The following is a 14,983-nucleotide window of genomic DNA, read 5'->3' as shown; positions in this document are numbered from 1 at the left end:
CCGGAGTGGTGGGTACGTCACTCATGATAGTAACCAAGAAAAGAAGTATTCGATGAGTCGTTGCGAATTCTAAAGGTGCGAACCTCCCGACGGATGCCGCACGCGCAGGAAGTGAGTCCGCTTGTTCATGGGGAGCGCCAAGAGCCGGCGAATTTGTTCCACGAGCGCACGGTCGCTTTCTCGACGAAGCGCGTCGGGCTTGCGCGAATTACTTTTCGTTGTTGTTTTCTTGTTCACGCTGAGTTTGCTCCAAGATATCGAGCACGGCGAGGTCTTTGTTACGTCCCCGCCTCGCTTGCTTTTGATTATATCCGCTAAGCTGGCAATCAGTAGCGAGTTATCGCCAAAGTCGACGCGAGTCGCCCGGGTTCTGAGACCCTCAAACGAGCGAATGCCATGTAGCTTCACCAAAAAGTCGAGTTGCATGCTGTTGTCGTCGTTCACAACTCGATAGAAATCAGAGACAGGATAATAGGGCTTTAGAATACTCGCATCCAAACTTCGCGCCACTTTTTTGAGTTTGGTCAAATTGGCGGGTGTTTTGCGGAACATGAAGTCGATGTCGAGCGTGGTCACCGGCGCTCCATGCAAGGCCGCAGCGGAATTGCCAATCATCACTGCTTCCAGACGATATTCGGCTAGGACTTTGGCGATGCGATGAAGTAAGGATTCTGCGTTCATGTAGCAAGTTTAGAACTTTTTAGTTATTGTACGGTAGCCGACGAGCTACGCCTCGCCCTGTTTTCGGTTATCATATTACTTCCGGAGAGGACTGGGCGATCGCCGGTTCGCGCTTGCGCGGGCGGGAGGAAAGTCCGGGCACCATAGGACAGGGTGGTGGGTAACGCCCACCGGCCGCGAGGTTAGGGAAAGTGCCACAGAAAATAAACCGCCGCGTTCGCGCGGTAAGGGTGAAAAGGTGCGGTAAGAGCGCACCAGCAGGCGAGGTGACTCGCTTGGCTCGGTAAACCCCACCCGGTGCAAGACCAAGCAGAGAGCAGAGTCGGTCCGACTCGCCATGACTCTCGGGTAGGTTGCTAGAGGCCACGGGCAACCGTGGTCGTAGAGGAATGGTCGCCACTCGCTTCGGCGAGACAGAACCCGGCTTATGGTCCTCTCCGGATTTTTCTTTTACAGGAGTGAGCAGAGGAAGCAGAGAAAAAATTGCCCATGGGTCATCCTGAGAGAGGCTTGCCGACCGAAGGATCTAGTCTGCAGCACTTCCACGTATAGAAAACGTGAAATGATTGAAGCCAGATTCTTCGAGTCGCAGAACTCCTCTCAGAATGACCTTAGGAAATAGCTAGCATTATTGTAAATGCAATCCGATTGCATTTACAATAGCAACATCTTGCTTCCGCTGCCCGGAATTCTGTCTCCGCTTACTCTGCTCCCTCCTGTGGAAAATCCAATTGAGCGCGCGAAAAAGCCCCGGCCGATAAGTTCGGCCGAGGCTATCCTGCTGCTATCTACGAAATTTCATTGCAACGCTTAATTAAAAGCGTGGCTGGGACGGCTTGAACGGCATCGTCGCGGTTTGGGGCTGCGGCGTGTTCTGCAAATTGGGTTGGTAACCGCCCTGAGCCGAGGGTGTCGACTGTGTGAACGACGTCGTGGCCGGGCCGCCCAGGTGGTTGTGGTTGGTAACTGGCCGCGGGGCAGGAGCCGGGGCCGATTCAGGCGTGGCCGAACGCTCGTTGGGGATCATTTCCTCGCCGATCACCTGGAGCAGCTTGGAAATACAGAGCTTATTCATGCTGGTCCGCAGATCGTGAGCCTCGGTTCGCAGATATTCGTGCATGCTCTTGGGTAGGCGAACCGTAATCACGCGAGTGGGCTCGGTTTCGGGATCCGAAGCATTTCGCTTTTCGCGGAGTTTTACCAGCATCTTCTGAATCCGGTCGAATTCGTCGGTTTGCTCGAACTTGGTCAGTTCTTCAAAAGAGGGGAATTTCTTGCGGATGATGCCGTCGATGCCAACAACTTCCCGAAAGAAGGTGACCCAGTCGGGGTCTTGGCGATAAAGGTTGTCGGCGACTTGTAGGACTTCCCGATAGGTTTCCTGAGATTGGGCTAGCATGTTAATGGTCTCCTTACGCATTCAGCAGGATTTGTGGCCGAAGGGCCGCTGCGGCCTCCGTGTTTGCTTCCACTATTTGCTATCGGGCAAATGCATCACGTAGGCCCTTGCAGTGCTTGCACTTACGTCGATGGCCTATGCGTGCCTATTTTTGGGCAGCACCTGCTTAGGTCATGCGCTGCGACTCGTGCCTAGTTTTTGTGCACAGCAGTCTCTCCCGAATTCTCGGGTGTCCAGTCTGGTGTCCCGTCCGAGAGACGCGTCATCGAAGCTGCAATCCTCGGTGATTCCAAGAAAAAAGGCGTCCCAAGGGACGCCTTTTTTCGAAGTGCTGATTTCTTTAAGTTTGGCTCAAGCCATTTCACTTCTGATCCGCTCAAGCAAAGCCTTGGTCAACAGAACCCCTTCGACCTCGGATTCGGGCGTCTGGCCTTCCCATTCGATGCCCAGGTAGCCGTGGTAGCCCGCATCGAGAACGATTTTGACCATCCGGTAATAGTCGATTTCCGATTCGTTCCCTTCGGCGTCGAAGACGTGGCTCTTGGCGCTCACGGCCTTGGCGTAGGGCATCAGCTCTTCAACACCCTTGTACTTGTCGTATTCGACGCCTTTTTCGCGATCGACGAAAAAATTGCCGAAATCGGGCAAAGTCCCGCAATTGGGAAGATTCACTTCCTTCATGACCCCCACCAACCAGGCCCCGTCCGAGGAATAGCCGCCGTGGTTTTCGACGATGACGTTAATGCCATAAGGAGCGGCGAATTCGCTGAGCTTGCGCAGGCCGTCGGCTGCTAGCTTAGCCTGCTCTTCCTTGGAGCCGGCCGAGCGGGCGTTCACGCGGATCGAGTGGCAGCCCATGCGTTTGGCGGCCTCGACCCACTGATAGTGCTCTTCAACGGCAACTTGCCGCAGTTTTTCGTCGGGATTTCCGAGATCTCCTTTCCCATCGGGGATGTCGACCATGATTAGCAGCTGCTTGACCCCGGCATCCTCGGATTTTTTCTTCATTTCATCCATATAGGCGAGATCTTTGGCCTTATCGGCGTAGGGTCCCATCCAGTATTCGATGCCATCGACGTCGAATTTCTCCTTGCAAAATGGGCCGTAATCGCGGGGATCGAGTTCCCCCTTGGCGATCATTTTGTGGAGCGAATACTCAGCCACCGAAATTTTGAACGGCTCGCTCGTGGACTCTTCGGCAAATAAACGCGTCATCGGCGAACTCCCTAGCGAAAGGCCGGCTCCTGTGGCGGCCATGGTTGCCAAGAAATCTCGGCGATTGGACGAAAACGACATGACAGATTCCCTTTGTGATAAGCCAAATGGATGAGAATGATGCGAGCGAGATCCTCTTGGCCGAGTATAGGAGTGGGATTCTGACAGGACAACTCCGGGAAAACGTCGTCATGTCTGGGGCTGAGCCCATTGACTCACTTGCGGGAGTCAACCGAAAATCGGCTGCTTGTCCCACGCCGATCATTGGTCGGTAGTTTTTCTGGAAATGATTTCTGAGATTTGGAGCACACGACGATGACTGACGTTGCCGCAGGCCAGCCAATCACCAAGCAAGGGGACCGCCTGCTGGTGCCCGATCACCCGATCATTCCTTTCATCGAAGGAGACGGCACGGGGCCCGATATTTGGCGGGCCAGCCAACGTGTGTTCGATGCCGCGGTCGAAAAGGCTTACGGCGGCAAGCGGAAAATCGTCTGGAAGGAAGTCCTCGCCGGCGAAAAGTCTTTCAATGCCGTGGGGAACTGGCTGCCCGACGAAACGCTTGATGCTTTTCGCACGTTGCTGGTCGGTATCAAGGGGCCGCTCACCACGCCGGTTGGCGGCGGGATTCGTTCGCTGAATGTCGCGCTGCGACAGATTCTCGATTTATATGTCTGTTTGCGACCGGTTCAGTATTTCACGGGTGTCCCCACGCCGGTTCGTGAACCCGAAAAGACCGACATGGTGATCTTCCGCGAGAACACCGAAGACATCTACGCGGGCATCGAGTTCCAAGCTGGCAGCGAAGATTGCCAGAAGTTCAGCAAGCTCTTTTCCGAAGCGTTTCCCGATCGTTGGAAGAAAGTTCGTTTCCCCAACACGGTGGGCATCGGCATCAAGCCCGTCAGCCAGGAAGGGACCATGCGGCTCGTCAAGGCAGCGATTCAATATGCGATTGATAACGATCGCCGCTCGGTGACGCTGGTTCATAAAGGCAACATCATGAAGTTCACCGAAGGTGGCTTCCGTGATTGGGGCTATCAGTGCGCTAAGGAACAATTCGGCGCGACGGAACTCGACGGCGGTCCCTGGTGTGAGCTCACATCACCCAAAACGGGCAAGAAGATCGTCATTAAAGACGTCATTGCCGACGCGATGCTGCAACAGATTTTGACCCGGCCCGAAGATTACGACGTCATCGCCACGTTGAATCTCAACGGCGACTACATCAGCGACGCCCTGGCGGCCTGTGTGGGCGGCATCGGCATCGCCCCTGGTGGGAACATTAACTACGACACCGGCCATGCGATCTTTGAAGCAACCCACGGCACGGCTCCCAAGTATGCGGATCAGGACAAAGTGAACCCCGGTTCGGTCATTCTTTCGGGCGAGATGATGTTCCGTTACCTGGGTTGGACTGAAGTGGCCGACCTGATTGTTAAGGGACTCAACGGAGCGATCAGCGCGAAGACGGTCACTTATGACTTTGAACGTTTGATGGACGGTGCGAAGTTGGTGAAGTGCAGCGAATTCGGCGACGCGATCGTTAAGCACATGGGATAAAGCTGCGACGAGTCGCGGCACTGAATAAAAATCGGTTAACTTGACATCACTTTCCGACGCGATTCTACTGGTTGTTTCACGAACCCTTAATTCGAAGAGGTTTTTCTTTATGCGCCAGATTGCTTTCGTTCTCTGTCTTGCGGTTTTGGCTTTGGTGACATTAACTAAGCCCGCGCAGGCCATTCCGCAATTTCAAAAAGAATTCATTACACTTTACGCTTCCGACAAAGAATCTGACTTTGGTAAGGAAGTGAAGAAGGCAGGTTGCTTTACTTGTCATCAGGGCAAACTTCGCAAGAATCAAAACGCCTACGGCCAAGAGCTCGCGAAGCTGCTCGATAAAAAGGCTGACATGAAGAATCCCGAGAAAATCGTGGAATCGCTGAAGAAGGTTGCCGACATGCACAGCGTGGCGGGAGACGACAAAAGCCCCACTTTTGGCGAATTGATCAGCGAAGGAAAGCTCCCCGGCGGTCCGCTGGAAGACGCCAAGAAAGAACCCGCCAAGTAATTTTTAACTTAGCGTAATTTCCAAAAAAACTATTCAGCCTCGGCCGCTTGGGTCGAGGCTGTTTTTGTTTCTGCATCCATCCGAGGGGTGGGCCGCGAGCTACGCAGCGAGAGCGTCATCAACAGCACGACACCGCATAAGAGCGAAACGACTCTTTTCAGGTTTTGCCGATCTGTTTCGCCAATCGCAACCATCACTAATCTTTGCAGTAAGCCCAGCGACGTAATCAGTGCGGCCATGAAAGTGAGTGATGCCCACAGGCTTGCGCCCATCAGCGAAGTTTGCGCGGGAGTTGGCAAACTCATTAGCAGCCAAAGGCCAATCGGGATTTGGGCCAGCGTTGCTGTCAGGGCAAGGATCGCGGCTCCGCGAGCACGCGATTTTGTGATGCCTGCTGGTTCTTTAGCCTGTTGCGAGATCAACTGCAAGACGGCGATTCCCGCGACTGCAAAAGACGACATTCCAAAGTGAAAAGAGAGGGCCAGCACCTCGTGCCGTCCCATGAGCGACAGAAGGGTAGGGCGATCGATGACGCCCTCGCTCGCCCAGCGCGAATTGGACGCGAGTTGGCCAATGACGGTCATCATCGGCGGAAAGTGATAAAGCAAATTGGTCGCTGTGATGAATGCGAGAACAGCTAGGCCCCAGCGATTCAATTTTCTCCAGGCTCCGGCTATCAACAGCATCACCACGAGCGAGAACAGCAACTCCGCACCGGCAAACCAATACGCCCTGGCGGGAAAGCGAGCCAGCGCCGCTGACAAACCCGTGCTGTTGGCAGAGAGTAGCATGCCGCCGCCGGTGAGCATTCCGATCACGAATGCACCCACCGACCACCACGCCAACCGTCGCCCGAGAGAAACGATTGCTCCGTCATCACGCCAGCCCAGCCAGACACACACCAGCGGGCCCGCGCTCGCGAGGTTCATGGCCAGCAAATGCACGGCCAGTAGCAAACAGGTTAGCAATTCCAGCACCGTGGACCACTCCTCGAAAATCCGTTGGATTGACAGTCACCTTCTGGCACAAGATACTGTCCTATTCTTGGGAAACCAAGCTTGGCAAACAAGATCGGGCGATTAGCTCAGTTGGTTAGAGCGCCACGCTTACAACGTGGATGTCGGGGGTTCGAGTCCCTCATCGCCCACTAGGTTTTACGCACCATGATGGATGAGGCGGAAAAACTAGGCTTTAGACTATTGGGCCTCCGGCCCCTTCCGCTCAACGCGTCCGTGTCCTACTGCGCACTAACTAAAAACTATCGTTTCCATCGAGAAAATCTATACAAGCTCGAGCCCCTCATCGCACGCTCAAGTTTCAGCTTCGGCAGCAACTATTTTTTTAGCTGCATGAGGCAGTGAGGCAAGGAATTAGAATTTAATTCGGCGCACGCCGTTTTATCTTTAGGGGCATTCGGAAAGCCTCTCAATGCAGCGATAATCTGGGGAAGCTCATCCCGAATTGCTCTCGACTTAGGACTGGATTTGTCCTCTTATCAGTGGGGACGCAACATTTTGGAATTACTTGTAAACTGGGTCCTTAATTTTGCAAAGCTTCCAGGTTTATCAAGTCCAATGAATGCGGGGTCCTTCTGAAGACTTATGAATCGTGAGAGCGTTGCCGAGCAGCTTAACTAACTGATTACTGATGGCAGCATGTCATTGGTGGAGCAATCCAGCTGAGAGACACTCATGAATTCAGGTGCTATGGAACGTCCTGGCGATTTTCTAGGTCAGCAGTCGCAGTCGACCGAGGCAGTATTAGAGTTTCTGACTCTTGCTTCGATCGAAATGGATCTTCAAATTGATCGCGCTGAACTCAGACGAGTGATCGGTGGTCTGAACTCTGATCAACACGGGGAATCTTTTGATCTGGAAGATTATACAGCCAAGTTAATCGCTACAGGCCCGTCTCTAAAAATCCGCATCGACCATTTAAAAATATCTCCGGAGGAGGCAGGTCACCTCGTTCGCTACGGGGCGCCTGTAGGAGCCGTCTGGTGTAACGCCGGTGGGGAACTCAGCTGGCTGTTGCTCGTCGATCATGGCGATGGCCGCATACAACTTGTGGATTCGAACGCCAACGGTGATTTTCGTCGATCAAGTGTAAAAGCCATGCGATCCTTACTTGAAAGCGCGACAGGGACAGTCCAATGGTTGTCGCTACAGTCTTGCTATCCGTGCAGTGCCCTTGCCTCGGAGGACCACCACGAACGGAAACCGCTCGCGCGATACATGACTTTGCTCGCGCCCGAAAAAAGCGATATCGCAGTCATTCTTGTCTTTGCCTTGTTTGTCGGTGTTCTCGCGCTTTCCACACCGATTGCGATCGAAGCCTTGGTCAATACAGTTGCGTTCGGTCAATTCGTGCAGCCGGTGATTGTTCTAGCAGCGATACTGTTTGTTTTTATGGCATTTTCAGCCTGCCTACGTGCGGTGCAAACTTATGTTGCCGAAATTATTCAAAGACGGCTGTTTGTTCGCGTCACGGCTGATCTGGCGTACAGGATCCCCCGCGTGCAGGCCGATTTTTGGAAAACGCATTATGGTCCCGAACTTGTGAATCGTTACTTTGAAATGGTTACGGTTCAAAAGGTGACAACACAACTCCTGCTCGACGGGACATCACTGGTCCTTCAGACGATAGTGGGAATGATCGTCATTGCCTTCTACCACCCGGTATTTTTGGGTTTCGACGCCTTCTTAATCCTGTTGATGGCGGTCATCGTTTTTTTCTTGGGCCGTAATGCCGTTGCGACTAGCATCGATGAATCGCGGCAGAAGTACAAGACAGCAAGTTGGCTCGAGGAATTAGCAAGACATCCAACGCTCTTTCGCTCTCGAGGCGGGCTAGCTTTCGCACTCGACAGAGCTGATCGATTTGTCACCGAATACTTGATTGCTCGGGCCAGCCATTTCCGAATTCTCATCCGTCAAATCGTATGCGCATTGTTCGTGCAGGCGCTCGCAAGCACCGTGCTATTGGGCCTAGGAGGTTGGCTGGTCATTAATGGACAACTGACCCTGGGACAACTTGTGGCCGCCGAATTGATTGTGACCCTGATCGTTGGTTCATTTGCAAAAATAGGCAAGCATCTTGAAGGATTTTATGACGTCATGGCATCGATGGACAAATTGGGTCATTTGCTAGACATGCCCCTGGAGCGTATCGACGGCATTGAACTGCCAAGAACGGAGTCTGGAATTTTGGTGCGCATTCACAACGGGCCTCATGCTTCAGACGCGACGAATCATTCCGCGGAATCCACAGCGATCACAATTAAGCCCGGGCAAAAGTGGGCAATCGTTGCCGAGTCTTTAGCAGGACGAGCAGAACTCCTGGAAGGATTGGCTGGCTATCAGACTTCCATCTATGGGCAAGTTGAAGTGGATGGCCACGATATTCGCCGCCTGCGGCTTGATAGTTTACGTGCTCAAGTCGTGCTGCTACGCGATATCGAAGTCTTCGCTGGAACCATTGCTGAAAACTTGCATATCGGGCGCAGCGAAGTGAGCGAGTCGGACATGCGCAATTCGCTCCAATCGATCAGTTTGCTTGATGACATGCTCAATTTGCCTGACGGTTTGGCTTCGACGGTCCAGACAAACGGCGCTCCTTTTTGCTCGGATCAGGTCGTGCAATTGATGATCGCTCGCGGTTTGGCTGGTCATCCTCGCTTGTTGATTGTCGATGGCCTGCTCGATAAATTGACTGACCATGCGCTGAGAAAAGTTATGCCAGGATTGCTTGAGCCAGGGTATGACGTGACTGTCATTATTGGAACGGGCCGGCAGGACGTCCTCGCTTACTTTGAACGGCAACTGAAACTTTCCCTGGACGGCACGTTGACGATCTCACCCTTAGGCTCTCCCACGGCTCAGGAATTATAAGCTTCATCATATATAGAAGGGCTTTGCGCATGCATGCTCACTATCAAGAGCGGGCCATCCCGGCACTGCGATTGGTCACATCACCACGAACCCCCCGAAGAATCGCCAAGGCGCTGATGCTACTGATGGTGATGACCATGTTTGCGCTGTTGTTTGCCCCCTGGCAACAATCGGTAAAAGGAACCGGTAAAGTGGTTGCTTATGCACCTTTGGAACGCCAACAAACGGTTCAGGCCAATATTTCAGGCGTCGTCTATCAATGGGGTGAAGGAATCCGTGAAGGTGCGAAGGTAAAAAAGGGCCAAAAAATCGTCGAGATACGCGACGTCGATCCCCAAGCTCTGCAGCGGTACGAACTGCAGCGTGATGCTGTCAAACAAAAGCTCGATGCGGCAAAGGTTGTTGCCTCGGCTTATGCCGAAAAATTGCAAGCAATTACGGATGCCCAAAAAATGGCAATCGCAGGCGCTCGCCAAGAAGTCGAGATGGCCGAGCAAAAAGTGATTGCCGAAAATCAGGGGATCATTGCCGCGGAAGCGGCTTACACACAATCTCTGGCCTATTTTGAGAGAAAAAATAGCTTGTTGGCAGATCGCCTGGCCTCACCCCAGGATGTGGAAATCGCGCAGCGAAAGCTTAACGAAGCCGATGCCAAGCTCAAGCAAGCGAGCGCTTATCTTGCTTCGGCGGAAAGCGCGCTTGAAGCCAAAAAGTCCATGCTCAGCCAAAAAGAGCGCGAGGCAACGGGTTATATCGCTACCACTCAAGCCGAACGTCAAAAAGCCCTGGGCGACGTCGCGATCGCCGAAAAAGAACTCAGCGAGATCGAAGGGAAATTGGCCAAGCAGCGTAACCAGGTCATTACTGCTCCTCGTGATGGCACGCTTGTGCGACTTCTGGCCAACGAGGGAGGGGAACTTGTTAAGCAGGGAGATCCGCTATTTGTCCTCGTACCAGAAACCGCGGATCGGGCCGTTGAAATTTGGCTCTCTGGAAACGACGCCCCTTTGGTCACACCGGGCAAGCATGTGCGCTTGCAGTTTGAGGGTTGGCCTGCCGTGCAATTTGCTGGCTGGCCTTCCGTTGCCGTGGGTACCTTCGGCGGAACCATTGTCAACGTCGATGCAACGGACAATGGCAAAGGTCAGTTTCGTGTGCTGGCATTGCCCGATGACGCCTCGGAATGGCCATCTGACAACTATCTCCGCCAAGGTGTCCGGGCAAACGGGTGGGTTTTGCTAAACCAGGTAACCTTGGGCTACGAATTCTGGCGTCAATTGAACGGATTTCCTCCGGTTGTGTCATCTTCGGAACCAAAAGACGACGATTCAAAAAGTAAAGTTCCCAAGGTCAAGTTTTGAAGACTCTTCTCTGGATCCTGCTAGCAATTTCGGCGGCAGCGATAGGCTGTCGCTCTGCCCGTGATGATGTCCGCGCGCAACAAACCATCGCGAAAACAACCATCGCGAAAACGGAACCGCTAGCAATAGATTCCCTCACGTCAGATGCCAAAACTCAGGCAGAGCCGACTGCGCTCGATTTGCAGGCAACTTTCTTAGAGGATTTGAATGCGACAGTTCAGTCGCCTGTCGTTCAAGCGAGCCAAACGACGGAACTGCCCGCGCCCTCGGAGTTGCTACTGAATCCAGCCGAGGTCGAAATTGATCCCGCTGCTATTCCAGAAGTACTGCCGCCCCCGGATGCGCCTATTTCCCTCGATGACGTGATTACGGCCGTGTTTGCTAGCTATCCGTCGCTGGATGCCGCAGCCCGAGAACAGCAGATTACGGCTGGAAAGCAATTGAGCGCATCGGGCGAGTTTGACCAGATGCTCTTTGGCGACATCATGACCGAGCCGCTGGGATATTATGAGAACTATCGTTATCGACTCGGCGTCAAACAGTATCAATGGAACGGTACGCAAACTTTTGCGGAGTACCGATTAGGGCGTGGGTCGTTTGAACCTTGGTATTTGGAACGACAGACCAACGCAGGGGGCGAATTTAAGGTGGGGGTCGCGGTCCCGTTTGTGAGAGACCGAGATATTGATAAACGCCGCGCCGCAGTCCTGTTGGCGCAATTGGATAATGCGTCGGCGGAACCTATTTTTCAGCTGGAAGTCATCGATTCAGTTCGCGCCGCATCGATCGCCTATTGGGAATGGGTCGCCGCCGGACAGCGTGTCAAAATTTCCAAGCAGAACCTCGACCTCGCCGTCGAACGGCAAGCAGGCATCGAACAACGCGTTGCGAAAGGCGAAATCGCGGCCATTGATATCGTTGATAACGAGCGATTGATCGTTTCTCGACAAGCCAAGCTCATCGAGTCAGAGAGAAAACTTCAACAAGCGGTCATCAAACTCTCTTTGTACTTGCGCGATCCTCGTGGAATCCCGCTGCTGGCTTCCCAAGAACAAATGCCGTCGGGTTTTCCCGTTGAGGAAGAGCTTGCACAAGACATCGAGGAAGAACAGATTGCGATAGCGTTGAGTTCGCGGCCGGAACTAATTCTCATCGGTTTAGAACAAGAAAAGCAACGAGTCGAAGTCGAGCAAGCTTCCAATCTGACACTTCCCTCGATGACTGGGCTCTTCACGGCGTCACAGGACGTTGGAGCACCGACGAGCTTCAAGCGAGATAAATCGCCTGCCGAGTTGGAAGCAGGCGTCTTGCTTGACGTACCTCTTCAGCGCAGTGAGGCATTGGGAAAACTCCAAACAGCTCGGGGTAAACTGGCCCAGCTAGCAGCAAAGCGGCAACTTTTAGAGCAAACCATCGTTGCTCAGGTGCAAAACTACCGCACGGCACTGGATGCGAATTTAGCAGCCCTGAAACAGGCAAAGCGAGGTGCTCAGCTCGCAGATGAAATGGCCGATGCGGAAAGAAAGCGTTTAGCTCGCGGCGATTCCGATATCTTGACCGTCAACTTACGTGAAATCGCTGCCTTCGATGCTGAATTGCTGGCCATCGATGCCGCCGCGGAATATTTCATGGCAATAGCGTTACTCAATGCTGCTATGGGCAATGAATTGACCTACCGGGCCATCATGCTTGGAATTCCTGATTGATTGTATTAAAAAGGCCTCGAATCCTTGGCGAGTTAAAGCTCGCAAGAATTCGAGGCATTGCAGGTCTAGCTGTTAAAAAACTAGCGAGTCCGTCGCAGCAATCCCAAAGTTCCCAAGCACAAGAGTACTAGACTCGATGGCTCGGGCACAATCGGCGGCAGCTCACCCAGGAATGGAAAGTGATGCGATTCGCCAGGGCCCGTAAGATTGTAGGCCATCAAAGTGCCGTCAATATTGCCGTAGCCGAAATTCACATCGGCCCGTGGAGCCAAGAGCGAACCTAACACACCGATACCCGAGATGCCGAGCGTGCTGGCGTTGCTGAAATTGTAAAGCACATGCTGCTTGTCGACGCCATTCAGAAAAATACCTTGATTGTCGAAATCGGCGGCCGAGCCATCAACATTCACTACGACGGTCGATCCCGCGGGGGCGTTGATCGTCAGACCAGTACCGGCGGCAAGTTGACCGGCCGTGATGTAAAAATTATTGAACGAAGAGTCGCTGCCGGTCATTACGATGTTGTTGAAACTGATGTTCGTCGAACCGTTGATCGGTTGGGCGGCGAGGAAGTCGGACAGGTCGGTGAGATAACTGGAGACGTCGTCGAAACTGAAGGGCTGGGGAGTTGTTCCCACCGTGGCAGCCGGATAGTAATTCGGTGCTGAGTAAGTCCCGCCGACCGTGACCGGTGTGCCAATCTGACCGCCACCGCCATTGAAGTTAGCATTGCCATTGACCGAAACGCGTCCGGTAATGGTTGGATTGGTCCAAGTGACGTTGCCGTTCACCAGCAAGCCACCTTTGAGTGTGTTGTTGCTGTTTGTGAGATTGCGGCCAACGATCAGGTTGTCGGTTGACGAACCCAAGTTGCTGGCCACCGAGAATGCTCCAAACAGAGCATCGCGACCCACGGCCACGCGGCCTTCGGCATCGCTGCCGGATTGGGTGTTGTCATTGATGACGTAAACATTAAAGTCGCCAGCTGGGCCTAGATTGACGAAACTCGCCGAGGCCAAGGTGGGAATAAGGGCGACAGCGCAAAACGAGCCAAGCGTGGCTAGAGAGAGTGCGCAGGATTTCAAAAGATTCATTAGCGGCCTCCAGAGGTGCGGTGTGGGGCCGATGGTTCCGAGATTCTCTGCGACAAAGGGAGAGAATGATCGGCCTCACGATCAAAGTTGCAGATCTTCATAATACAATGAAATGCGGGGAAATATCAACAAGTTGGCGGGAAATACCTGCCACGAAAAGAGTAGAACGAGCTCGTCCCGGCGGGTGGTTTCGATCTGATACGCAGCCCGGCTGGGCGGAGTTTGAACCCCAGCCTAGGGGCTGCCGCAAAAAGTGAGTTTTGAAAGGCCGTGCGGATAGTATGTTCCGGTTACGCGGGTGAGCGGATTGAGTGCCAGACTAAGTACCGTAACTGCTTTTGGTTGTTGGATTTCTGCCTGCGAACCAGCAATTTTCAGCCGTGTCTTCCCTGAGCATCTTATCGTGCCAAACGTAGCGATAAGCCTATTTGCCGGTTATAATTGCGGGGCTTTAGCGGCGATGTCCGCGCCGATAATAACACAGGAATTTGTATGATTCGCGTGGCGATACTTGGCGCGACCGGTTACACGGCTCGCGAGTTGTTGGAACTTTTGCTGCGTCACCCCGAGGTGGAGGTGACCGCGCTCGCCACGCGCTCGGAAGATAACTTGCACGTGGCCGACGTGCATCCGTCGCTGCGGAGCCGGCTGGATTTGCGGCTGGAGAATCTTTCACCTGCGGAAGTCGCCAAGCGGGCTGATTGTGTGTTCGGCTGTTTGCCCCATGGGGCGAGCGCAGCGGTGATTAGCGAACTGCTCGCCGCGGATTGCCGCGTTATCGACTTTAGCGCCGACTATCGCTTGAACGATCCGCAGGTTTACGAAAAGTGGTATCAGGTTGTGCATCCTGACCCAGCACGCTTGGGCAAAATTGCTTACGGCTTGCCTGAGCTGTTCCGTGAACAGATTCGTGGTTCCCAATTGGTGGCGAATCCTGGCTGTTACCCAACCGCAGCGATTCTTGCGCTAGCGCCGTTATTGAAAGCGAAAGCGATCTCGCCTTCCGGCATCATTATCGACGCCAAGAGCGGCATCAGTGGGGCAGGGCGATCCCCCAAGGCGAATCTGCACTTCCCCGAAGCGAACGAGAATCTCACGCCCTACAACATCGGCAAGCATCGGCATACGCCCGAGATCGATCAGATCCTGAGCACGTGGGCTAATGTCGAGACGAATGTCATTTTTACGCCGCATTTGATCCCGATGGATCGCGGAGAGTTAGTGACGGCCTATGCCGACGTTCCTGTGGGGACGACGGGCGAAAGTTTGCTCGCGACCTTGCGGGAATTTTACAAGAACGAACCGTTCGTCCGGGTTGTCGAGTCCTTGCCGGGGACAAAGGATGTCAGCCACACGAATTTCTGCGACGTCACGGCCCGTGTGGTTAGCGGCAAGGCGGTGATCGTGAGCGTGATCGACAACTTGATCAAGGGGGCGTCGGGGGCCGCGGTGCAGAATTTTAACGTCGTCTATGGCTTTCCCGAGACCACAGCGTTACTCTAGCGGCATTACTTTTATGGGCGGATTTGGTTAGATTGTGGATGGCGTCGACTGGGCAGCCCC

At 53.6% G+C, this 14,983-nt stretch carries 11 protein-coding genes, 1 tRNA gene and 1 other RNA gene; 8 read left to right on the top strand and 5 right to left on the bottom strand.

The features are described from left to right. Positions 1 to 69 precede the first annotated feature (69 nt). Entirely contained in the window at positions 70 to 681 is a 612-nt protein-coding gene (locus AC6T8Q_RS10840; protein WP_500679099.1) for a hypothetical protein, read from the bottom strand. 83 nt (positions 682 to 764) lie between these two features. Between AC6T8Q_RS10840 and rnpB the strand changes: the two genes are divergently transcribed. After that, positions 765 to 1,124, top strand: an RNA gene (gene rnpB / locus AC6T8Q_RS10835) — RNase P RNA component class A. A gap of 371 nt (positions 1,125 to 1,495) precedes the next feature. Here rnpB and AC6T8Q_RS10830 read toward each other — a convergent pair. Then, complete coding sequence (locus AC6T8Q_RS10830) at positions 1,496 to 2,080, bottom strand: hypothetical protein (RefSeq protein WP_500679098.1); 585 nt, start codon at positions 2,078 to 2,080, stop codon at positions 1,496 to 1,498. A gap of 351 nt (positions 2,081 to 2,431) precedes the next feature. Beyond that, on the bottom strand, positions 2,432 to 3,376 hold the full coding sequence (locus AC6T8Q_RS10825) for a TIM barrel protein (RefSeq protein ID WP_500679097.1): 945 nt from the start codon (positions 3,374 to 3,376) through the stop codon (positions 2,432 to 2,434). A 234-nt stretch (positions 3,377 to 3,610) separates the two neighbouring features. Here AC6T8Q_RS10825 and icd point away from each other — a divergent pair, with 234 nt between their 5' ends. Together icd and AC6T8Q_RS10815 are read left to right on the top strand one after the other, a co-directional pair. After that, positions 3,611 to 4,858, top strand: a complete 1,248-nt coding sequence (icd, locus tag AC6T8Q_RS10820) for an NADP-dependent isocitrate dehydrogenase (protein ID WP_500679096.1) — start codon at positions 3,611 to 3,613, stop codon at positions 4,856 to 4,858. 109 nt (positions 4,859 to 4,967) lie between these two features. Then, positions 4,968 to 5,369, top strand: a complete 402-nt coding sequence (locus AC6T8Q_RS10815; protein ID WP_500679095.1) for a hypothetical protein — start codon at positions 4,968 to 4,970, stop codon at positions 5,367 to 5,369. Positions 5,370 to 5,398: 29 nt separating this feature from the next. Here the strand turns inward: AC6T8Q_RS10815 and AC6T8Q_RS10810 are convergent, their stop codons facing one another. After that, entirely contained in the window at positions 5,399 to 6,346 is a 948-nt protein-coding gene (locus AC6T8Q_RS10810) for a hypothetical protein (protein ID WP_500679094.1), read from the bottom strand. Between the two features lie 96 nt (positions 6,347 to 6,442). Between AC6T8Q_RS10810 and AC6T8Q_RS10805 the strand changes: the two genes are divergently transcribed. From AC6T8Q_RS10805 to AC6T8Q_RS10790, 4 genes are all read left to right on the top strand, one after another. After that, positions 6,443 to 6,516: transfer RNA gene (locus AC6T8Q_RS10805), tRNA-Val, on the top strand. Between the two features lie 544 nt (positions 6,517 to 7,060). Further along, positions 7,061 to 9,259: a peptidase domain-containing ABC transporter gene (locus tag AC6T8Q_RS10800; protein ID WP_500679093.1), complete on the top strand. Its 2,199-nt coding sequence runs from the start codon at positions 7,061 to 7,063 to the stop codon at positions 9,257 to 9,259. Positions 9,260 to 9,288: 29 nt separating this feature from the next. Further along, positions 9,289 to 10,620, top strand: coding sequence for an HlyD family secretion protein (locus AC6T8Q_RS10795; RefSeq protein ID WP_500679092.1), 1,332 nt, complete (start codon positions 9,289 to 9,291; stop codon positions 10,618 to 10,620). Continuing rightward, a complete protein-coding gene (locus AC6T8Q_RS10790; RefSeq protein ID WP_500679091.1) occupies positions 10,617 to 12,326 on the top strand; it encodes a TolC family protein in 1,710 nt (569 codons plus the stop codon). Before AC6T8Q_RS10795 ends, AC6T8Q_RS10790 begins: the two co-directional genes overlap by 4 nt. An 80-nt stretch (positions 12,327 to 12,406) precedes the next feature. Here AC6T8Q_RS10790 and AC6T8Q_RS10785 read toward each other — a convergent pair whose 3' ends face one another. Then, on the bottom strand, positions 12,407 to 13,420 hold the full coding sequence (locus tag AC6T8Q_RS10785; RefSeq protein ID WP_500679090.1) for a choice-of-anchor A family protein: 1,014 nt from the start codon (positions 13,418 to 13,420) through the stop codon (positions 12,407 to 12,409). A 492-nt stretch (positions 13,421 to 13,912) separates the two neighbouring features. Here AC6T8Q_RS10785 and argC point away from each other — a divergent pair, with 492 nt between their 5' ends. Beyond that, a complete protein-coding gene (gene argC / locus AC6T8Q_RS10780; protein WP_500679089.1) occupies positions 13,913 to 14,923 on the top strand; it encodes an N-acetyl-gamma-glutamyl-phosphate reductase in 1,011 nt (336 codons plus the stop codon). Positions 14,924 to 14,983 lie beyond the last annotated feature (60 nt).

Origin of the sequence: Bythopirellula sp., assembly GCF_041737835.1 — a bacterium.
Classification (GTDB): domain Bacteria; phylum Planctomycetota; class Planctomycetia; order Pirellulales; family Lacipirellulaceae; genus Bythopirellula.
Note: the sequence above shows the minus strand (reverse complement) of the source record. Positions and strands in the feature narration are given on the sequence as shown.